Source organism: Streptococcus sp. ACS2 (assembly GCF_000525585.1).
In the GTDB taxonomy this organism is placed as follows: Bacteria; Bacillota; Bacilli; order Lactobacillales; family Streptococcaceae; genus Streptococcus.
In genome coordinates this window covers 1-22270 of sequence record NZ_JALT01000041.1, presented here as the reverse complement: position 1 = coordinate 22270, position 22270 = coordinate 1, and the positions used below count along the sequence as shown (strand labels likewise).

The 22270-nt window shown below is 39.5% G+C and carries 22 protein-coding genes; 5 read left to right on the top strand and 17 right to left on the bottom strand.

Annotated elements, in window-relative coordinates:
* The 9 genes from HMPREF1517_RS10095 to queG all read right to left on the bottom strand — a co-directional run.
* Positions 1–964, bottom strand: a 964-nt coding sequence (locus HMPREF1517_RS10095; RefSeq protein ID WP_198017478.1) for a glycoside hydrolase family 73 protein, incomplete at its 3' end; no start/stop codon positions are given.
* Positions 965–1121: 157 nt separating this feature from the next.
* Positions 1122–1679, bottom strand: a complete 558-nt coding sequence (lepB, locus tag HMPREF1517_RS08915) for a signal peptidase I (protein ID WP_037601379.1) — start codon at positions 1677–1679, stop codon at positions 1122–1124.
* A 121-nt stretch (positions 1680–1800) separates the two neighbouring features.
* A complete protein-coding gene (locus HMPREF1517_RS08910; protein WP_037601376.1) occupies positions 1801–3030 on the bottom strand; it encodes a tetratricopeptide repeat protein in 1230 nt (409 codons plus the stop codon).
* Complete coding sequence (locus HMPREF1517_RS08905; protein ID WP_037601373.1) at positions 3020–4198, bottom strand: AI-2E family transporter; 1179 nt, start codon at positions 4196–4198, stop codon at positions 3020–3022. Before HMPREF1517_RS08905 ends, HMPREF1517_RS08910 begins: the two co-directional genes overlap by 11 nt.
* A 9-nt stretch (positions 4199–4207) precedes the next feature.
* A complete protein-coding gene (locus HMPREF1517_RS08900; RefSeq protein ID WP_037601370.1) occupies positions 4208–4690 on the bottom strand; it encodes an NUDIX hydrolase in 483 nt (160 codons plus the stop codon).
* 153 nt (positions 4691–4843) lie between these two features.
* Complete coding sequence (ftsX, locus tag HMPREF1517_RS08895) at positions 4844–5773, bottom strand: permease-like cell division protein FtsX (RefSeq protein ID WP_037597738.1); 930 nt, start codon at positions 5771–5773, stop codon at positions 4844–4846.
* Positions 5766–6458 carry a cell division ATP-binding protein FtsE gene (gene ftsE / locus HMPREF1517_RS08890; protein WP_013990672.1) on the bottom strand — a complete coding sequence of 231 codons (693 nt, stop codon included), beginning with the start codon at positions 6456–6458 and terminating at the stop codon, positions 5766–5768. Before ftsE ends, ftsX begins: the two co-directional genes overlap by 8 nt.
* An 86-nt stretch (positions 6459–6544) precedes the next feature.
* Positions 6545–7643, bottom strand: a protein-coding gene (gene prfB, locus HMPREF1517_RS08885; protein ID WP_096833329.1) for a peptide chain release factor 2 whose coding sequence is annotated in 2 segments (ribosomal slippage) — positions 6545–7570 and positions 7572–7643 — 1098 coding nt in all. Because the reading frame shifts where the segments join, the coding sequence is not laid out codon by codon here.
* A 52-nt stretch (positions 7644–7695) separates the two neighbouring features.
* Complete coding sequence (gene queG / locus HMPREF1517_RS08880; RefSeq protein WP_037601368.1) at positions 7696–8814, bottom strand: tRNA epoxyqueuosine(34) reductase QueG; 1119 nt, start codon at positions 8812–8814, stop codon at positions 7696–7698.
* 93 nt (positions 8815–8907) lie between these two features.
* Here queG and HMPREF1517_RS08875 point away from each other — a divergent pair, with 93 nt between their 5' ends.
* Entirely contained in the window at positions 8908–9765 is an 858-nt protein-coding gene (locus HMPREF1517_RS08875) for a metallophosphoesterase (protein ID WP_037601365.1), read from the top strand.
* A 23-nt stretch (positions 9766–9788) separates the two neighbouring features.
* Here the strand turns inward: HMPREF1517_RS08875 and HMPREF1517_RS08870 are convergent, their stop codons facing one another.
* From HMPREF1517_RS08870 to HMPREF1517_RS08855, 4 genes are all read right to left on the bottom strand, one after another.
* The gene (locus tag HMPREF1517_RS08870) at positions 9789–10535 is read right to left on the bottom strand and encodes an NADPH-dependent oxidoreductase (protein ID WP_037601362.1); all 747 of its coding nucleotides are present in this window, start codon (positions 10533–10535) and stop codon (positions 9789–9791) included.
* 109 nt (positions 10536–10644) lie between these two features.
* The gene (locus tag HMPREF1517_RS08865) at positions 10645–13329 is read right to left on the bottom strand and encodes a cation-translocating P-type ATPase (RefSeq protein WP_037601357.1); all 2685 of its coding nucleotides are present in this window, start codon (positions 13327–13329) and stop codon (positions 10645–10647) included.
* A gap of 264 nt (positions 13330–13593) precedes the next feature.
* Positions 13594–13980 carry a DUF1934 domain-containing protein gene (locus tag HMPREF1517_RS08860; RefSeq protein WP_002884910.1) on the bottom strand — a complete coding sequence of 129 codons (387 nt, stop codon included), beginning with the start codon at positions 13978–13980 and terminating at the stop codon, positions 13594–13596.
* 92 nt (positions 13981–14072) lie between these two features.
* Positions 14073–14930 (bottom strand): GNAT family N-acetyltransferase, encoded by an 858-nt coding sequence (locus tag HMPREF1517_RS08855; protein ID WP_037601354.1) that lies wholly within the window; start codon positions 14928–14930, stop codon positions 14073–14075.
* 178 nt (positions 14931–15108) lie between these two features.
* On the opposite strand from HMPREF1517_RS08855, the gene yidA reads away from it, so the two are divergent.
* Together yidA and HMPREF1517_RS08845 are read left to right on the top strand one after the other, a co-directional pair.
* Complete coding sequence (gene yidA, locus HMPREF1517_RS08850; protein ID WP_037601351.1) at positions 15109–15918, top strand: sugar-phosphatase; 810 nt, start codon at positions 15109–15111, stop codon at positions 15916–15918.
* A gap of 1 nt (position 15919) precedes the next feature.
* Entirely contained in the window at positions 15920–17134 is a 1215-nt protein-coding gene (locus tag HMPREF1517_RS08845) for an aminoacyltransferase (protein ID WP_037601348.1), read from the top strand.
* Positions 17135–17185: 51 nt separating this feature from the next.
* On the opposite strand, the gene HMPREF1517_RS08840 is transcribed toward HMPREF1517_RS08845, so the two are convergent.
* From HMPREF1517_RS08840 to yycF, 4 genes are read right to left on the bottom strand one after another with little or no spacing between them, the layout of a single operon-like run.
* On the bottom strand, positions 17186–17545 hold the full coding sequence (locus tag HMPREF1517_RS08840; RefSeq protein WP_037601345.1) for a YbaN family protein: 360 nt from the start codon (positions 17543–17545) through the stop codon (positions 17186–17188).
* Positions 17546–17604: 59 nt separating this feature from the next.
* Positions 17605–18417: an MBL fold metallo-hydrolase gene (locus HMPREF1517_RS08835; RefSeq protein WP_037601382.1), complete on the bottom strand. Its 813-nt coding sequence runs from the start codon at positions 18415–18417 to the stop codon at positions 17605–17607.
* A 5-nt stretch (positions 18418–18422) separates the two neighbouring features.
* Positions 18423–19763 (bottom strand): cell wall metabolism sensor histidine kinase VicK, encoded by a 1341-nt coding sequence (gene vicK / locus HMPREF1517_RS08830; protein WP_037601341.1) that lies wholly within the window; start codon positions 19761–19763, stop codon positions 18423–18425.
* Entirely contained in the window at positions 19756–20463 is a 708-nt protein-coding gene (gene yycF / locus HMPREF1517_RS08825) for a response regulator YycF (RefSeq protein WP_037600497.1), read from the bottom strand. Before yycF ends, vicK begins: the two co-directional genes overlap by 8 nt.
* A gap of 285 nt (positions 20464–20748) precedes the next feature.
* Between yycF and HMPREF1517_RS08820 the strand changes: the two genes are divergently transcribed.
* Complete coding sequence (locus HMPREF1517_RS08820; protein ID WP_037601338.1) at positions 20749–21516, top strand: amino acid ABC transporter ATP-binding protein; 768 nt, start codon at positions 20749–20751, stop codon at positions 21514–21516.
* A gap of 11 nt (positions 21517–21527) precedes the next feature.
* The coding region (locus HMPREF1517_RS08815; protein ID WP_037601335.1) for a transporter substrate-binding domain-containing protein at positions 21528–22270 on the top strand (743 nt) is incomplete at its 3' end.

Here is a 22270-nt window from a genome sequence, read left to right as displayed (position 1 = left end):
CTTTGAAGCCACGTGGCGCAATCAAGTTTGAGATAACAAGATCATAGCTACCAGTAGCATTGTTGAGACCAGTGATAGCAAGCTCAGCTTTGGGATATTGACTCTCTACTCCTTCATTTTCTACGGTAGAAATGGAATTATTGCACATTGCATCCCATTCATAAAGTTTATAGGCTTCGATCAAACGGATAAGTTTTCCGGGATAACTTGGATCTGTCGCATATCCTGCATTCTTCAGTTCCTGAGCCGCAATGCGATAATCTGTTACGTTCACAACTTTTCGGTAATTGTCTTTTCGCCACTCGGTACTCGTGAAAAATTTTGCATGGTCTACTACGCTATCATTCCATGAGGCATATTTTCGAAAAGCAGCATTGACTGTGATATAGTCACCATTAAGATATTCCTGTGTAGGTACAGTTACTATTTCTCCATGCCAGTCCTCTGAATCTTTAATGCCAAAAAGATTATTGTTGGGAACCTTAGCAAGTTGAGAGCTTCCCCAACCACTTTCTAGAATAGCTTGCGCTGCCGTGATAGATGGAAGGATTCCTTCTTTGGCTCCATCCATGGCTCCTTGCTTAATGGCACTAAGAAATTGACGTTGATTCTGATCAATTTGGCTAGTATCATCTGCCTCTTGATAAGAGCTTGTGGTCACAGAACTATTGGTTAAGACAGCTATTTTTGAAGAATCTTCTAGACTAGTTTGCTTCTCCTCTAATACCCCTTCACTTTGTAGATTCATTTGACTCGTTGAATCATCGTGTACTCCTGCTTCAGAGTAGCTTGCCGCATGATTATCAGAATTTTCTTTCAAAGATGAAGATGTATCAGTTGGCGACAACATTTCATCTGCTTTCGCCGAATGACCAGACATTCCTAAAAATAAGATTGTCAGCATGACACCGCACAGTCCATAAGCTTTACTTTTCTTAAATCCAAAATGAAATCCTAATTGCATCATAATTTCCTTTTCTACTTACAATTTCTACTAATTCATTTTAAAACGATGAAACTATCAGTATCATAACGTCATAATATGAACTATCACCAATTTATTCGCAAAAAAAGCTAGAAACTTATCAAAAGTTCCTAGCTTTTTTAGTAGTATTGAAATATTAATCGACATCAACGAAACCAAAACGTGATAGAGGATACAATCTGAAAGAGATGACACCTTTAATTTGATCTTTGTCAATGAGACCAAACTTACGACTATCATCTGTATTACGACGATTATCGTTCAGTACAAGGTACTGCCCCTTTTCAATCTTAGTTTGTTTATTATCAGTCAATGTTGCAATGGAAAAATCATCAGTGAAGAAATTCCCAGGTGAAACTGTCGCCAAATAAGCTGATTTACCCTTACTAATATAGGCTTCGTCAACTGACTTATCATTAACATAAAGGAAATCATCCATAGCTGTCACGCTCTTACCCTCATCAGCAATAACACGCCCAATGTATTCTTTACCATTAACTGTATAAAGAATAAAATCTTTTTTCTGAGGCTTAACATTTTTATTGAAAGTAACATAGTCACCAGCATGAATATAGTCATTAGCCTGACCTTCAGTCACACGGTGTGTTGAGAAGACAAAAGCTCTCAACAACAAAATCATTACAATGGCAAGAACTGCTATGATAATATTTCGAATTAAATCTCTCTTAACCATATTCACTCCTTATGGGTTCTAATAAAATCATAACATAAATAGAGAAATAAAAAAAGAGGGAGTGAGCAAGCCCAATGTATCTCTCCCTCTCTTAAACCCAATGATTAAAACGTTTCACAGCTTAATAGTCCTCAAGAAATGTTTGCATATTGACATCATCTGGAACTAAGGCAAGGTATTTTTCAGCCGTTGCACGCGCCTGATCCCTGTAACCAAATTCACGCAAAATATATGCATAATCATGGAGGAATTCAGGATTTTCAGATAAATCTTTAGCCAAATCTTGATAGATTTGAAAAGCTTCTTCATCATCATCAAGAGCTTGGTAGGCCTTGGCAATGTTCCAACGAGCCAAAACAGAATCAACTTCATAATCGGCTAGAGCCACTAGATCCTCGTAACGTTCTTCTTCCAAATAGAGCGTACTTAATCGTAAGATAATCTCATCTTGGTCCTCAGCCAATGGCAAGGCTTGCTTCAAATAAGATTCAGCAGATTGAGTGTCATGCAACTCGTAGGATAACTGTGACGCTAGCAAAAGTAATTGAACATCAAAGGCATTTTTAGAAATCCCTTGTTGTGCCATTCGTAAAGCTTCTTCGGTTTTATGTTCTGCATGTAACGACAAGGCGTAAATATACTCATAACCTTCGAAGTCAGCAGACATGGTTTCTATCTGCTTAAAGTAAAAATTAGCTTTTTGATACTCTTCTTGATCATAGAGCAAAGTGGCTAACTCAAAAGCAACGGTATCATCATACTCAATTTCAATAGCTTTTTCCAAAAATTCACGAGCAGCTTCAAACTTTCCAAGACTGGCATAAGCCTTACCAATGCGTTCATAAGTAGAAACGCCAGTCATCGCAAGAAGATCACGATTATCTAATTTAGCATAGTAATGAATAGCTTGTTCAAAATTTCCAAGTTCAAACTCCATCTCAGCCAAACCAAAAATAATCAATGAGTCATCTGATAATTGACTTGCCTCCAACAACTTATCACGTGCCACATCAGTTAAGCCCTCCATTTGGTAGAGGTCAGCCTTTACAATTAAAGCAGACAAATAGTCGTCAGAGTCTTCAGGTATGGCATCCAAATAGAGAAAAGCCTCTTCAATATCACCATCTTCGGCAGCAATTTGTGCTAGATTGACATTAACCTCTGGAAAATCAAAGCGAACTTTTTCATAAATTTCCTGTGCCTGTGGTAAGAAACCAATAGATTCTAAGTATTGGCCCAACTCAACAAGAACCTCTGCAGGATCCTCTCGTAAAGCTTTTTTAAAATATTTGTCTGCGTGGTCTAAATCTTGGTTTCCAATAGAGGCAACCATTTTTTCGCTATTTAACATCGTCTTTTTGTCCTTCATTTTCTAAATCATCTTGATAAAGATTACTTACAGAACGGTACCAATCAAAAATCTCTCTAACAACAACCTTGACAGAGGCATAAATTGGAATCCCCAATAAGACACCCCAAACACCGTAAAGAGAACCTGCTGTCAAGAGAATAAACATAATGGTAATCGGGTGAATACTTAGTTTATTCCCCAAAACGAGTGGAGAAACAAAACGTCCCTCAATAGTTTGCTCGATAACAAAAATGATGAGGACCTTGATTAACATAGCAGGACCTTGAACCAATCCCATAATAACAACTGGTACCATAGCAAGAAAACTTCCCAGATAAGGAACCATGTTTAGAAAACCTGCCATAATACCGAAAGTCATACCATATCGAAGACCTACAATCTTAAACATAATACAGAACATGATGGCAACAACAATAGCGACTGTAACCTGGCCTTGAACATAACCTTCGAGCTGACTATTAATATCTGAAAGCATACGAACAGTTGTTTCACGAAAGCGAGTTGGTAAGGCTGAGACAAAGCTATGTTTCATCTTTTGGCTATCTCTTAAAAGGTAGAAGAGAATGAAAGGTGCCAAAATGATAGCTACTGTCACCCTTGCTACTGTGCTCGCAAAAGTTCCAACCCATGTCAAAGCCGATGAAGAAAAGTTTTCAGCATAATTGACCATTCTCGCTGAGAAATCACTAAGCATGGACTCTAAATCACCATGGAAGTTGGAAAGAATAGGAAGATTAATCCAACGTTCCGTTTCACTATTGGCACGTGCAATATATGATGGTGCATTTCGTATCAAAATCAAAATTTGATTTTGTAAGCTTGGAATAGCTGTTGAAATCCCCCAAACCAAGAGCAAGCCAAGGATAGCGTATATGACCAAGATAGACATGGTTCGACTCAATCCCGTTCTTTCTACAAGTAGTACCAAAGGTTTTATTAAATAATAAAGGAGCATGGAAATAACCAATGGCAACATAATAATGGTCATAAACTGGATGACGGGTGAAAAAATGGGACTAATCTTGGTAAAAATCAAAACCGTCAAACCAATCAAAAGTAAGATGAAAAAGGCTACGACAGCCTGATTATTCAATATCCACTTAAAAAACCATGTTTCTGAAAAATCTTCTGTTTTTTTACGCTTCATAGTTCCTCCCTATTTATCATAAAATGTTACAGTTTTATCTACCAAGTTCTGGTTACGATCGTAGCTAAATTTTGCAGAGAAGAATGGTCTATCTTCAAGGATCCACTTAAAAATCTCATAGTCACCTTCCCAAGTTGGTTTAGATAAGACCTCATCATATGGTACCCATTCAAGCGTTCCTTCACGAGACTCCTCATCTGAGATGAGTTCTCCTTCAAAACCAGTTACCTTAAAGACATAGGTGTACCAATCATGACCAGGGGTAAATTCTGGGAAGGTAATCATACCTTTAAAATCCATATCAGTCACTGTAAAATGTGTTTCCTCGAGAATTTCACGGCGAGCACATTCATCTGGAGTCTCTCCAGCTTCTAGTTTTCCCCCGACAGAAATCCACTTTCCTTCATGAACATCATTAGGCTTTTTATTACGATGTAGGAGCAAAAGCTCCTTTCCATTGTCAATATAACAAATGGTAGCTAACTTTGTCATAATGCATCTCTTTTCCAATGTTTTTTAATATTATACCAAATATGGGATTGGATTTGGGCTTTGAGCATGACCATTTTCAGATAAAGCTGAAATCTCTTCTTCTGAATCTCTAGACAAACAAAAAGAGAACCTAAATAGTTCTCCTTTAATCTCTTAGTATTTCAAATAACGGCGCATTGCCATACGCGACCCAATCGAACCGATAATAATACCGACTGCGAAGAGGGTTCCGATAACCGCATAGACAAACCACTCTGGATCATACAACGAAATACCACCTTTGACAAAATCTGGATTCAAAGATGAGTAAACCATGTGATACAAAAGATAAATGAGCCCAGAAGGAATGATGGCACCAAGTGCTCCAATCCAAGCACCTTCCATCAAGTAGGGACGACGAATGTATGAATTCTTAGCACCTACCAAACGCATGATTTGAATTTCAGTCGCACGTGACATAATGGTAATACGGATAGTATTTGAAATCAATAGGACAGCCACAATAGTTAAGAGTGCTGTGGCAATGATTCCCCAAAATTGAACACGTTTCATAGTGGACATCAGAATTTCAGTATCTGAGCCACCAAAGTTAGCATTATCAACACCCTGAATGGCTTTTGCTTCCTTGGCAACTCGACTGACATCATCTGGTGATTTCGTTTGAACAATGTAAACATCTGAAAGAGGGTTGGCATCTCCAGTAGCTGTCTCGAAACTTGAACCCATCGTTTCAATCAGTTGTTTCTTTTGTTCTTCTTTACTAGAGAAAGTAACCTTATCTACACCTTTGATTTTGGTCAGAGCATCATAAATCTTATGGTAGTCTTTATTAGCAACAATCTGTCCAGAAAGTTCCTTGACTGTTTTCGAGGCATCTGATGAATCTGGATCCAAGTAGACATTGACCTGAATATTCTTTTCAATATCTGAAGCCAATTTCTGCGTATTTAAAATAACAGAGCCAAAGACACCTAAAAGTGAAAGAACAATCATTACCGAAAATACTGCTGTAAGTGTCGACAATAGATTACGTTTGAGATTCTTAATCGATTCTCCTAAATGGCGGAAAAAGCGTCTAATCATGGTAACCGTACTCTCCTTCCTCTTCATCACGAACAATACGTCCTTCTTCAATCGCTACGACACGATGACGAAGGTTATTAACGATAGTTGAGTTATGGGTTGCCATTATAATGGTAGTCCCTTGCAAGTTAATACGTTCAAGGACTTGCATAATTTCCCATGAAATCTCTGGGTCCAAGTTCCCCGTTGGTTCATCCGCAATCAACACTTTTGGATTATTGACGATAGCACGCGCAATAGCGACACGTTGTTGCTCACCACCAGACAATTGATTTGGGAATGAACGCATCTTGTGTTTAAGACCAACCAACTCGAGAACCTCTGTCACCCGTTTCTTGATATGACGAGGTTTCTCACCAATAACTTCCATGGCATAGGCAACGTTTTCAAAAGCTGTTTTCTTTGGAAGGAGTTTATAATCCTGGAAAACAACTCCAATAGAACGTCTTAAGAGTGGAACATCTTTCTTACGAAGTCGGGTTAAATCAAACTCTCCAACCTTCATAGAACCACTCGTTAATTTTTCTTCTTGGTAGAACAAGCGAATTAGACTTGATTTACCAGCACCTGAAGGGCCGACTAAGTAAACAAACTCCCCAGAGTTAACAGACAAATCAATGTGTCTAAGGGCTGTTGTCGACTTATCATACTTCTTAGTAACATCTTTTAATTCAATAAGAGCCATAATGTCAGTATTCAACTACTAAAATAGCTGAAGCCTTCCTTTCATTGAGATAGAGTATCTAAATACTTAAAAATAGTATATTTTTACTATTCTTCCATACGCCACTTGAGGTAGGCATCGATGAAGCCTTCAATATCCCCATCCATTACCTTATCAACCTGGGCAACTTCATAGCCTGTACGGTGATCTTTAACCATGGTATATGGCGTGAAAACGTATGAGCGAATTTGGCTTCCCCAAGTGATTTCTTTCTTATCACCTTTCAAAGCATTCACTTCTTCTGCTTTCTTTTCTTGCTCCATTTGATAGAGCTTAGCTTGAAGCATCTTCATCGCACGGTCGCGGTTTCCGTATTGTGTACGGTCGACCGTTGAAGCTACAACAATACCTGTTGGAATGTGGGTCAAACGCACACCTGTAGACACTTTGTTGACGTTCTGACCACCAGCACCACCTGAACGGAATGTATCCATCTTGATATCATCATCACGAATCTCAACTTCAATGGTATCATCCAATTCAGGCATGACTTCCACTGATGTAAATGAAGTGTGACGACGCTTAGCAGAATCAAATGGTGAGATACGAACCAAACGGTGGACACCCATTTCTGACTTGAGGAATCCATATGCATTAGGTCCCTCAAAAGCAAGGGTTACAGATTTAATTCCAGCCTCATCACCAGCCTGATAATCCAAAGTCTCAACCTTGAAACCTTTGGCATTCCCATAACGTTGGTACATACGGAGTAACATATCAGCCCAGTCTTGAGCTTCTGTCCCACCAGAGCCTGGGTGAATTTCCAGAATGGCATTGTTATGGTCATATGGTTCAGACAAGAGCAGTGTCATCTCGTAACTTGTCATAATCTTATCAAGTTTTTCGAGTGTTTCTTCAAGCTCTTCTTGAACACTATCATCTTCTTCCAACATTTCTAAATAAAGCTCTGTCTCGTCAGAGAGTTCTTGCATATTGTTGAAAGTTTCGTATTTCATTTTTAGCTCATTTAACTCTTGTGAGGTCTTTTGAGCTGCAATATTATCATTCCAAAAATCTGGCTCAGTCATTCGGTTTTCGAGGAGCGCAATGTCCTCTTCCAAACGATCTAAGTCAAAGAGACCTCCCGAAGCTCACGAGCTTCTCTTGATTTTCAGAGATTTTTTGGCGAATTTCTGCCACTTCCATGGATAGGTTTCCTCCATTTTATAGTATTATGCTTAATTCTAGCATAAATCACTTAAATTTGCCATTTTGCACACACAAGCTCCCACTCCGCTTGGGATTCTTCATCCTTAGGTGACAGTTCCCTCATGTAATCTAACATAGCCTCATCGGGTTTCTTAACAATCTCACCGAGAGCCCAAATGGCAGTCGCTGTATGGATGGGATTATTATTCTTATCAATTATCTCCATCAGTTTGACAATAGCATTGCGATCATGTAGGTTTGCCAAGGCAATAATAGCATTACGTTGAAGAATATTCTTCCCGCGCCATGAACCGGCAATCATCCCAAATTTCTCCTTGAAAGATTTGTTGGTCAGCTCAAGAAAAGGAAGTAATTCGGGCATGGCAAGCTCAGGATCAATGTCCGAAGCCAGTGGATTATCTATACCTCTGTTATATGGACAGGAAATCTGACAAATGTCACAACCATAGATAACAGTCTTTATCTTCTTTCGAAACTCCATATCCATCATGCCTTTATCCTGTGTTTGAAAGGATAGGCAACGACGAGCATTCATAGTCCCATCGCCAATGAGACAAGATGTCGGACAGGCATCCAAACAACGACGGCAATCCCCACAACCATAATCAACTTCTTGGTCTGGTTCAATCTCTAGATTAGTGATAAGCTCACCAAGATACATGTAGGACCCGTATTCTTTCGAAATCACTAGTCCATTCTTTCCGATAAAGCCAATACCAGCTCGCTTGGCCACTGCTGTATCGACCAAGGCTCCAGTATCCACCATACCTTTATATTCGAAGTTTTCCGTCAGTTTTTCAATGCCTTCTGCAAGGCGTTTTAGTTTGTCCTGCAAAATATAGTGATAATCTAGACCCCATGAATTTGGAGTGATTTTGCCCCGCTTAAATTCTGTTTTTTGGGGCTGTTGCGGCAACTTATGCGGATAGGCAACTGCAATGGAAATGATGGTTTTAGCTGATTCCAAGGTTAACTTAGGATAAATACGTTCTTCAATATTTTTATGTTCAAACCCTGTTGTTCGCCCTTCTTCGACACCAAGTCGAAGGGATTTTTCCAGATAGGCGAAATCATCGGCGGTAGTAAAACCAATTTTTGAAATGCCAATCTCCTTGGCCATCTTTTGTATTTCTAATTTGATATCCATATTCTTATCATAATGAAATTGTAGTCTAAGGGCAAGTATTTTCCACCATCTTCATTTACAGACAAGCCTTAACCTTTTTGTTACAATGTTTCTATGACGAGACTTGCAGTAATGAGTGATTTACATATTGATATAAATCACTTTGAAACATATGAAATTGATACTCTTATAAAGTGCCTAAAAAATCAAGAGGTTAGCCATCTCCATATCGCTGGTGATATTTCTAACCATTATTTTATCGACACAAAACCCTTTCTACGAAAACTGTCTAAGGAGGTCAAGGTCACCTATAATTTAGGCAATCATGATATGCTTGATTTAGAAGATGACCTTATTGACAATCTGGATTTTCAGGTAATTGATTTAGGAAGTAAGACATTATTGGCCTTTCATGGATGGTATGATTATTCCTATTCTGATGAAAAGTTGGATAAGATTCTCAAACGTAAGAAACAACTTTGGTTCGACCGACGACTTAAACGATTGGGGACTGATCCGGATATCTGTCAAACTAGTCTTAAAAGGCTAGATAATGTCTTAAGTGAGTTAGACACTAGTAACCTTATAGTTGCCATGCATTTTGTTCCTCACAGCCGCTTTACCATGACGCATCAACGTTTTACACCTTTTAATGCCTACTTAGGCTCGGAAAAATTCCACCAGGTTTTCGCTAAGCACGGCGTTAAAGATGTTGTTTTTGGTCATGCCCACCGCAGTTATGGGACGGTAACTATTGATGGCGTAACCTATCACTCGCGTCCTCTTGGATACCGACGAGAATGGGATTTAACCATCGACTTTGTTTCCAATCACCCTGAACTCAATCCTACTGGAACATGGAACCTCTCCAAACGTTACAACCTGGTCAAGAAACGGTCGGAGTTTTTAGAATATGAAAAAAAGGAACTGGCAAATGAGTTCCTTTCATCCATGACACTATTTGATTTGTAGAGCGACTCTTTAGGAGTCGTTTTTTAGTCGGTAAAAAATCCCTGCTTTTGAAGGTCCTTCAAGGTATTCGCACGATTGGCAACGGATTGATCCATTGTCTTTGCAATCTGTGTTGTAAATTCATCAACTCTGTTATTGAGATCACGAAGGTCATAATACTCATGAACTTCAGCGTCGTAATCTTTTAGCTCCTCTAAGGGATGTTCTAAGTCCCGATAATAATTTTCCATATGGATGACGTGACGGGGTAAACGAGGTTTAAGCTGCGGTTCTTGATCTGGCCAACCAACTGCTAATCCTACTGCTGGATAGACATACTTTGGAAGTTTGAGAAGCTCTGAAAGTTTAGCGTTATCATTCAAGATACTGCCAAGGTAAACTGTTCCCATACCTAAACTCTCTGCAGCTACTACCATATTTTGAGCAGCTATCATAGCATCCGAGAAGGCCGAGATAAAGCGTTCAGGACTACCTTGGACCAAGGCTTCAGCGCCTTTTGCCTCTGCAATCAGTGTGTTACGTCTTTGGTCCACAACAAATACAAAAAGATGCCCAGCATTTGGAATATAAGGCTGGTTGGCAATCTCTGCAATTTCTTCCTTCAATGTTTCATCAGTAATACTGATAATCGAATAGGACTGTCTAAAATTACTCGTTGCTGTATGTCTTGCAACATCAACCAAAAGGTTAACTTCTTCTCGTGTCAAAGCTAGAGGTTTAAATTGACGGATGCTACGGTGATTGAGTTGTGTCTTAATAGTCTCGTTCATGGCCTTCTCCTTAACTTGTGATCATTTCTCTTCAATTATAAACAAGACTCCTCCTGAATTCAAGATATGATAAGAAAAAGCCAGAGACCATTATCTCTGACTTTATGTCTTAAATAGCGTCCTTATCCTTACCAAGGGCACGTTGAATAGCTTTGACTAATTCAACCAATACCACAATCAAGAAGGAACCTGCAATAACTGCAAGCCATTGTGTCAAACTAAGGTGTGACACATGGAAAAGGTTATTAAATCCAGGCACTACAATAGTTGCCATCAAAAGAACGAAGGCTACTGGAATTGCCCAGTTGAAAGTCTTATTTCTAAAGAGACCAACTTTAAAGACTGATTGATACACAGATTTAACGTTAAAGGCATGGAGCAACTGGATTAGTCCAAGTGTTGCAAAGGCCATTGTAAGGGCATCTGCGTGAATTTCTGATTGCGTATGATGCTCTGGGAAGACAAGGCCCCAACCATATACCGCAAGAACAAGGATAGTTTGGAAGACACCTTGATACATAATCGCTCCGAAGACACCACCATCAAAGAAGTTTGATTGGCGACCACGAGGTTTGTGAGTCATAATACCTGGTTCAGCCGGCTCAACCCCAAGTGCGATAGCTGGAAGGGTATCAGTGACTAGGTTAATCCAGAGAAGGTGTACTGGTTGAAGCACATCCCAACCAAACAGTGTGGCAAAGAAGATAATGAAGACTTCGGCCATGTTGGCTGACAAGAGGTATTGGATTGATTTTTGAATATTTGAGAAGACCTTACGTCCCTCTTCTACGGCAACGATAATTGTCGCAAAGTTATCATCGGCAAGAACCATATCTGAAGCTCCCTTAGAAACCTCTGTACCTGTGATTCCCATACCGATACCGATATCAGCTGTCTTAAGTGAAGGCGCATCATTAACCCCATCACCTGTCATAGCAACAACCTTGCCATCATTTTGCCAAGCCTTAACGATACGAACCTTGTGTTCAGGAGACACACGCGCATAGACAGAGTACTGTTTGAAGACTTTTTGGAATTCTTCATCAGAAAGCTCATTAAGCTCAGCTCCAGTAAAGACATGATCTTCCGTATCATTTGGATCGATGATACCAAGACGCTTAGCGATTGCTTCTGCTGTATCTTGGTGGTCACCTGTAATCATGATTGGACGGATCCCCGCTTCTTTAGCGACACGGACAGCCTCTGCTGCTTCTGGACGTTCTGGGTCAATCATACCTACCAAACCTGAGAAAATCAAATCAGACTCAACAACTGCAGATTCCAAGGTAGGAATTTCGTTAGTTGTCTTATAAGCCATCATCAAGACACGAAGGGCTTGTTTTGCCAAGTCTTTATTAGTTGCAAGGATAGCTTGTTTGTCTTCATCTGTGATAGGGCGGACCTCACCATTGATTTCAATTCGAGTCACACGTTTGAGCAATTGGTCAGGCGCACCTTTAACAGCTACAAAGTATGTACCATCCGCTTCTTTGTGGATAGTAGACATGAGCTTACGGTCAGAGTCAAATGGCAACTCTGCCACACGAGGCTCTGATTTTAAGACGTCACGCACATCAAAATTGTGGTCCAAACCAAATTGAACAAGAGCTGTTTCGGTTGGATCACCGATTAGTTTACCATCTGGGTCTACCTTAGTATCATTGGCAAAGTTCATAATACGAAGGGTTGTATTGTCTGCACCAAGTTCCGTAGAAGCGTTTTGCAATTGACCGTTTGTATAGATTTTTTCAACAGTCATTTGGTTCATGGTTAAGGTACCAGTCTTATCAGATGCGATAATTTCTGTTGAACCAAGGGTTTCAACAGCTGGCAATTTACGAACAATCGAATTGCGTTTAGCAAGGGTCGTTGTCCCAAGTGACAAAAGAATGGTTACAATGGCAGGCAAACCTTCAGGAATGGCTGCAACCGCAAGAGCAACGGCAACCATCAAGCCTTCAAGAGGCTGTTCGCCACGAATGAAGACACTAACCAAGAATGTCACCAAAGCAATAGCGACAATAAGATAAGTCAAGGTCTTAGACAATTGCTCCAAGCTTTGTTTCAATGGCGTTTGTGATTCGTCCGCATTAGCCAGCATATCGGCAATCTTACCGACCTCAGTATACATACCAGTATTGGTTACAACCCCAGTACCACGACCATAAGTAACGTTAGAGTTTTGGTAACCCATATTCACACGGTCACCGATACCCGCCTCTGCTTCAACTGTCTCTGTAACATCCTTTTCAACTGGTACAGATTCACCTGTAAGGGCTGCTTCTTCAATCTTGAGTGAGGCAGCTTCAAGCAAGCGCATATCCGCAGGAACAACATCACCTGCTTCAAGCAAAACGATGTCTCCAGGAACCAATTCGCGTGAATCAATTTCAACGACATGCCCATCACGACGCACACGAGCCATAGGACTAGACATGTTTTTGAGGGCTTCAATAGCCGCTTCTGCTTGTCCTTCTTGATAAACACCAAAGGCTGCATTCAAAACAACAACGGCTAAAATAATGCAGGCATCCGTCAAACCATGCATACCTTCTGTAATAACAGAAAGGGCGGCAGCGACAAGCAAGATGATAATCATCAAATCTTTAAACTGATCGATGAATTTTGACAAGAGGCTGCGTTTTTCACCTTCATCCAACTCGTTATAGCCATAGGCATCTAAACGTTCCTTGGCTTGTGCAGTAGACAAACCATCAACAGAAGTGCCCAAGTTTTTTAGGACTTCTTCCTCTCCTTGTGTGTAAAACAAGGTTTTACTTTGTTCTTTAGACAAAATAATCTCCTCCTTCTCTATAGGGAAAAATGGCTAACAAGACTCTTTTTATATAAAAAATCATACAAAAAGAGACTTGTTTAATAAAAAACAAGTCTCGCTGTTTAAGAATATGCCGGAAATATAAAATTTCGTAATGACGACATAATCGCAACTGTTAATCAAATCTCATGATTACAGCCACCTGCTACTCCCTTATTTGTACTAAACATTTTATCATAAATTATTCTTTATTCAAGCAAAATGATTCTATTTTTTCAAAAATTAAAACCAAGAAACTTCTAATTCATAATCAGCAAAAACGTCTTCTGTTTCTGGATGTTTCAATTGATAATGAATATCAACTGTCTGTCCATTTGGGTCATGGGCAAATAAACTAGTGTCTGTCAGAAAATGCTGGGTACCAAGCGGTGTCGGAATGTGGACCAAGGCAGGTACTTTAGCAGAAAAACGCATAATGGATTTAGGATTAGAAAAGCGTGTCATCACTAGCTCATCCTGATTCAACTTAATAACCACTTTTTCTTTCTCCGAATTATGGTGAACAAGATAGGTATAATCTCCTTTTTCCATAACCTCACAAGTGTGGATTTCTTCGATAATTTCCGTTTGATCGCCTACTTTAATTTTATTTTTGATTTTAATTTCCATTAAGTATTCCTTTCTATTCTAAAACTATTTTTCTACTTAAGATAATAGCAACTCTATACTAAAAGAGAGTATCAGTATTGCGTCTACCATTTCTATTTCAAGTAAACCACCTGGGTTTGTTTGACAAAGCCGATATTTTCATACAAAAGTTTGGCTCCAATATTGCTATCTTCTACTGCAATTTGAAAGGGCTTGTCGTTATGCGCAATGAGTTGATTGACGACTGATTTTGCCAGATAGCTTCCATAGCCCTGTCCACGATAAGCTTCAGCAATCGCAAGTCCATAGAGGTAGTTGCTATTTCCAGATAAATCGACCGTACAAACACCAATGACCTGAGCTTCTTTGAGGAGGATGTAAAGTAGGCCATCGGAATCCTTCAAGGCCTCTGTAATGTATCTGCGACTCACATCGAGCGTTTCCTCTGGATCAGAAAAGGCTTGGTGATGGAGTTGGGCAATTTCATCTAGGTAAGAAGATTCAGCTAAGAGCACCTTGACATCTGAACGAGAATTCAGAGCATATGGTGTTTTATCTCGTCCTAGCCAGGTTTCGGTCTCTTCATCCTCAACCACCCCCCAATGACTTGCCAGATCAGGATGACAATCTAGAAAAACACGCTCTGTCTGAAAGGTCACTGAGCGAATAGGGTAAGCTGCCATATCTTTTTCAAAGCTTCTATACATAGCACGACCAACCCCCTGACGACGATGACTCGGATCCACAAGGATGCTTACTTCAACGTCTTCGTCATCCGCATAAACCGTTAATAAACCAAGCAACTCTCCCTCTTGAAAATAGAGGAAAAAGGCCGGCATATTGGGATCAAAATTAAGCATATTGGAGAGATAAGGTTCTCGAAAGGTTTGGTCATAGGCTTGACAGCTAGCAATCAATGCTTTTGCTGCCTTTCGTTCTTTTTCCGTCAATTGGTTGGTTGCTCGAATCACTCTTGTCTCTCCTTTATTTGTCTGACCTTATTTTACCAATTAAAAAGCATTTGGGCAATTTTTACCTAAACTACTTTTTTAAAGAGGCAATAATACTTTTCTCAGGAAGAACTATGACAAAGCGCCTAAATTTTAGTAAAATAGAAGGGAAACTAACTAAACGAAACAGGTAATTATTATGTCTATTAAACTTATTGCAGTTGATATTGATGGAACGCTTTTAAATAGCCAACGTCAAGTTACACCGGAAGTCTTTCAAGCCATTCAAGATGCCAAGGCTGCTGGTGTAAAGGTTGTTATCGCGACTGGTCGTCCTATTCCTGGGGTGCTTCCTCTTCTTGAAGAACTTAACCTCAACCAAGACGGAGATTATGTTATCACCTTCAATGGTGGGCTTGTCCAAGAAACTTCTACTGGTAATGAATTAATTCGTGAGACACTCTCATACGAAGACTACCTTGACATTGAGGTTTTGGCTAACAAGCTTGGTGTTCATTCTCACGCTATTACTAAAGATGGTATCTACACAAGTAATCGCAACATTGGCCGCTACACGGTTCATGAGTCTACACTTGTTCATATGCCGATTTACTATCGTACACCTGAAGAGGTGGCTGACAAGGAATTCGTTAAGGCCATGTATATCGATGAACCTGAAATTCTTGATGCAGCTATTGCCAAACTTCCACAGGAATTTTATGACCGCTTTACTATTGTAAAATCAACACCATTTTACCTAGAAATCCTCAAGAAAACAGCCAACAAAGGAATTGCTGTAACCCATCTTGCTGAGAAACTCGGTCTTTCTAAAGAAGAAACAATGGCTATCGGTGATGAAGAAAATGACCGTGCTATGCTTGAAGTCGTTGGCTCTCCTGTTGTTATGAAAAATGGTAATCCAGAAATGAAGAAAATTGCGAAACACATCACAAAATCAAATGATGAATCTGGTGTCGCTTATGCTATTAGAAAGTGGGTTCTAGAATAATATGTATACCTATAAAACTGGACTCAGTACTTCTGAGCATGACCGTTTTGTTATAGATAGTCCTCAAACAAACTTATTACAAAGTAGTTCATGGGCTAAAATCAAGGATAGCTGGGGAAATGACCGCCTAGGTTTCTATCAAGATGGTAATCTCGTTGCTGTCGCTAGTGTCCTTATTCAGCCACTCCCTCTTGGATTTTCTATGATTTATATTCCTCGTGGACCTATTATGGATTATCAAGATAAAGATTTGCTCGCCTTTGTTATGGCTTCACTTAAAAAATATGCCAAAACAAAGCGTGCTCTCTTTGTGAAATTTGACCCAAGCCTTTTTGTGACAAAGAACCTGATTTCACAAGAAGCTGAAATCCGTAAAGAGACTATGGCGATTGCCAAAGACATCCAAGCTCTTGGCGTTGAATGGACAGGCCTCACTGAAGATATGGCTGAAAATATCCAACCTCGCTTCCAGGCTAACATCCATAAGGAAGATTTCACTGAAGAACAACTCTCTAAGAGCACCAAGCAGGCTGTTCGTACTGCTCGAAACAAGGGGATTTCAGTCCAATTTGGTGGCACTGAGCTTCTTGAACAATTCGCTTCTCTGATGAAGAAGACAGAGGCCCGAAAAAACATCCACCTTCGTGGAATCGATTATTATGAAAAGTTGTTGACTACTTACCCAGAGTCTTCTTACATTACACTCTCAACACTAGATTTACCAGCCCGTCTCAAAGATCTCAATAAACAACTCGAAAAAAACATTGCTGATGCAGCCAAGTTTACTGAAAAAACTAAACCAGGAAAAATCGAGAACAATAAACAAGAACATAAAAGACTAAAAGAAGAAATTGACTTCCTTCAAGAAAAGGTTGATACTGGAAATAAGACGGTCCCACTCTCAGGTACACTCGTTCTTGAATTTGGCAAGACATCTGAGAATATCTATGCAGGAATGGATGAAGACTACCGCCGTTATCAACCGGCTATCCTGACATGGTATGAGACAGCTAATCACGCTTTCGAGCGTGGTGCCGAGTGGCAAAACATGGGAGGAATTGAAAATTCGCTTGATGGTGGCTTGTACAATTTCAAGTCAAAATTTAACCCACGCATTGAACAATTTATTGGGGAATTTAACCTTCCAGTTAGCCCTCTTTACGGACTAGCCAATTTTGCCTATAAACTCCGTAAGAAATTACGTAGCAAACATTAATAATATATAAAATGAGACTCCATCTTGGAAGTCTCATTTTTTGATGATATCTTAGTCTTTATCAGGAATAACCTTAAATAAATAATAGGTGATGAAGACTGTCAAGCAAAAAAGTCCGATTTTCACCCAAAGGATAGGTGCAAAAAAGATTGAAATTCCCATCAAAACATAGATTTGGACGATAATCTTTTTCTTTCGTTCTTTGGCAATTGATTTGGTTTCTCTAAAATCGGCTACATAACTTTGATATAGCTTAGTATGATATAACCATTTCTCAAAACGTTTAGAACTTCTAGCAAAGCAAGCAATGGCTAAAAGTAGAAAAGGTGTTGTGGGTAAAATTGGAAGCGGAATTCCAAGAATTCCCAAACCTAACGACAACATTCCTAGAGAGAGATAAATTACTTTCATGAATACTTTCCTTTTAAAAAGCTGCACTAAACGCATTAGTGTAGCTCTTTTGCTATGTTTTAAATATCTATCAGTGGTGTCGCTGTGTCTGGTGAGGTATCATAAACCTTGAAGTCAGTTCCAACACCAAAGTCAGCACGTGCCAGCTGATTTTCCATCGTCATGTGGGCCAACTCCTTGATATTATTTTCTTTAGAAAGGTGACCCAAGTAGATCTTTTTAGTTTTGTTACCTATGGTACGAATCATAGCATCCGCTCCATCTTCATTACACAAGTGACCTTGATCAGAGAGGATACGTTGCTTAGTTGACCAAGGATATGAACCTGCTCTGAGGATTTCAATATCATGATTGGACTCAATCAAATAGCCATCAGCATTCTCAATAATACCTGCCATGCGATCAGAAACATAACCCGTATCCGTCAGCATGACAAAACTTTTTCCATCCTTCATAAAGCGATAGAACTGTGGATCAATAGCATCGTGACTAACTCCAAAAGACTCAATATCAATGTCTCCAAAGGTCAGAAGCTTGTCACGAGAAAAAACATGTTTCTGGCTATTATCAATCTTGCCAAGCATATTTTTACTATCCATAATTTGCCAGGTTTTCTCATTGGCGTAGATATCCATGCCATATTTACGAGCTAAAACGCCTACACCATGGATGTGATCCTTGTGTTCATGAGTAACTAAGATAGCATCCAGATCACTCGGATCACGATCGATTTCAGCTAGCAAACTTGTGATTTTCTTACCAGACAAACCAGCGTCCACAAGAATCTTCTTTTCTGGAGTCTCCAAATAAAAGGAATTACCAGTTGACCCTGAAGCCAAAATACTATATTTAAACCCTAAATCTGAGGTCATTTCTACTACATCTCCCATTCATCAACCATCATGGCATCCTTGTCATATGGAAGCACAATTGTAAAAGTTGAACCCTTACCATACTCACTCTTAGCCCAAATAAAGCCCTTATGTTGTTTAATAATTTCTTTTGCAATGGACAAGCCAAGACCAGTTCCACCCTGAGCACGACTTCTAGCCTTATCAACACGGTAAAAACGGTCAAAAATTAACGGCAAATCTTTCTTAGGAATACCCAAACCTTGGTCAGAAATAGAAACAATCAACTGTGAATCAGTTGTCTTCATAGACACTGTAATCTTACCACCATCGGGCGAATACTTGATAGCATTATTAAGAATATTATCCACGACCTGGGTCATCTTATCTGTATCAATCTCCACCCAAATCGAGTTTACCGGATAATCTCGAATAATTTCGTAAGTTTTACCTGTATTGGTTTCTTGGCTCTTAATCTGATCGAAACGATTCAATATATAGGTCATGAAGGCCGTGAAATTAGTCATTTCAACGTCAAGCTGGGTACTCTTATTGTCAATACGAGACAGTGCCAAGAGGTCAGAAATCATTCGCATCATACGATTGGTCTCATCCAAAGAAACTTTGATAAAGTTAGGGGCAATCTCTTCGTCAAGAGCACCATCATCAAGTGCCTCCAGATAAGATTTTACAGAAGTCAAAGGTGTACGCAACTCATGACTAACGTTTGATACAAAGAGTCGGCGTTCCCGCTCTTCTTTTTCCTGCTCAGTGGCATCGTGAAGGACGGCAACCAGACCTGAGATAAAACCAGATTCTTTACGAATAAGGGCAAAGTTAACGCGTAGGGTCACAAACTCATCGTTGGCATCTCGACGAGACAAATGAATCTCAGGAGTCTTAGATAACAATTCATTATAAGTATAGGGATTTTCGCCATCTAATAAATCTAAAATGGACATCTGTGTCGCTGTTTCAAAATCTAGATTCAACAAACGCTGAGCTGTGCTATTAATCATGGTAATTTGACCACTTCGATTAGTCGCAATGACTCCATCACTCATATAAGAGAGGACTGATGATAAGCGGTTTTTTTCCTGGGCTAGATTTTCATGCGTCAAACGAAAAACGTCCGATAAATCATTCAAGCTGTCAGCTAGCTCTAAAAGCTCTGAATCACCCTTTAAGCGTAACTCCTCATTATAGTTACCCGCCATTAGGGACTTGACTCTCTTGGTCAACTTTCGAATATTTTTGACTCGTCGATAATCACGATAAGCAAGAAAAATAAAGTAGAAAGCCACAAAAAGGAGCGTAAAGAGTAAGGCTAGTTCAAAGCTTGTGATGTTTAAGCCAATACTAGTCATAATTCTTCATATAATAACCAACACCACGACGCGTCAAAATATATTCAGGACGACTAGGTGTGTCTTCAATTTTTTCACGGAGACGACGAATGGTTACGTCAACCGTACGAACATCACCAAAATAATCATAACCCCAAACAGTTTCAAGCAAATGTTCACGCGTCATCACTTGTCCCATATGAGTTGCCAAATGGAAAAGCAACTCAAATTCACGGTGTGTGAGTTCGACTTCATTTCCACGTTTTTTAGCAACAAATGCATCTGGAACAATAATCAACTCACCAATTGAAATCTCCTGCTTGCCTGAGTTAGAGCTTTCTTCTGCTGCTGTTTCAATAGTCTCTGTACGACGCAAGTGAGCTTTGATACGTGCCAACAATTCACGATTAGAAAATGGTTTCGTCACATAGTCATCTGCCCCAATTTCTAGCCCGATAACCTTATCAAACTCGCTATCCTTAGCTGAGAGCATGATAATTGGTGTATGATTTGTCTTTCGAATTTCCTTAGCAACTTCTAAACCATCTAGTTCAGGCAGCATCAAGTCCAGGATGACCAAGTCTGGTTTTTCAGCTTCAAACTGCTCCAATGCTTCACGACCATCAAAGGCCGTAACCACTTCATAACCCTCTTTAGTCAGATTAAACTTGATGATATCCGAAATTGGTCTTTCATCATCAACAACAAGAATTTTTTTCATATAAACACCTCATCGGTTTTCTTAAGTCATTCAATTTTGTAAAGTAGAAAACTTTACGTATCAAACATATTATACCAAAAAATAGGTTAAGGACCAAGTTTCTACTATAGATATTAAGCTAATATACAAGCTTTCCTTGTTTTTTGAGATACCTTTGCTATATGTAATCGGTTAAAAAACGAACCTTATGATTGAATTTTCAAACATTTTTGACATTTTCCTACATATATAGTAAAATACACTCTTGTTATTGCATATATTAATGTAAAATTTTAGGAGGCTCTTATGGCACTTATCGAATTTAAAAATGTTAATAAATACTACGGAGATTATCATGCACTTCGTGACATTAATCTAGAAATTGAAAAAGGACAAGTTGTGGTTCTCTTGGGACCTTCTGGATCAGGGAAATCTACCCTTATCCGTACAATCAACGCCTTGGAATCAATCGATAACGGTACGCTTATCGTTAACGGACATAATGTGACGGAAGCTTCTGCCAAAGATTTGGTAGAATTGCGTAAGGAAGCGGGTATGGTATTCCAACACTTTAACCTCTACCCGCACAAAACCGTTCTTGAAAATGTAACTTTGGCACCTATCAAGGTTCTTGGAATCAGTAAAGCAGAAGCTGAAAAGACTGCTGAAAAATTCCTTCGTTACGTTAACATGTGGGACAAGAAAGATTCATACCCTGGTATGCTTTCTGGTGGACAAAAACAACGTATCGCTATCGCCCGTGGTCTTGCCATGAATCCTGAGCTCTTGCTCTTTGATGAGCCAACGTCAGCCCTTGACCCAGAGACTATCGGTGACGTGCTTGCGGTTATGCAAAAACTTGCCAAAGGTGGTATGAATATGGTTGTCGTAACCCACGAAATGGGCTTTGCCCGCAGTGTGGCTGACCGTATCATTTTCATGGCCGAAGGTCAAGTTCTTGTAGACACTACGGATGTGGATGGTTTCTTTGACAATCCAACTGAACCTCGTGCGGTTCAATTCCTTTCTAAGATTATCGATCACAACTCTGATAATGTCCAAGTGGATGCCTAAGGAGGTTGCCTATGATTTTCAAAAAAATCTTACGTTACCTAACTGTTGCAAGCTTGGCAATTCTCACTATTTTTCTTATCACGAGTCACAAGACTAAGGCGGAAGACACTAGTAAGCTTCTTGATAGTAAAGCAGTCCAAAAGATTGTTAAGCGAGGGACACTCAATGTCGGTGTGAAGCAAGACGTTCCTAACTTTGGTTACTACTCTGCTAAGACTAATACCTACGAAGGTATGGAAGTTGATCTTGCTAAGAAGATTGCTGATGAGTTAAAAGTTAAAGTGAATTATATCCCAGTAACGACGCAAACTCGTGAACCACTTATGGATAACGGAACTATCGACTTGCTTATCGCTACCTATACCATCAATGATGAACGTAAGGCTTCTTACGCCATCTCAACTCCTTACTACTATGACCAAATCGGTTTCTTGGTTCTTAAGGATTCAGGTATTAACAAAATCTCAGATTTGAATGGTAAGACTATCGGTGTTTCTCAAGGGGCGTCAACTAAGGCTGCTTTGCAAGAGTACGCTTCAGCTAATAACCTTAAGTTCAACTATGTTCAACTTGGATCTTTCCCAGAATTGGCAGTTTCTCTTTACGCTCACCGTGTAGATGCTTTCTCAGTTGATAAATCTATCCTCTCTGGATATGAAAGTAAGAAAACTAAAACCTTAAAAGAAGGTTTCAAAACACAAGAATACGGTATTGCTTCAAGCAAGTCTAACCAAGAGTTGATTGATTATACCAA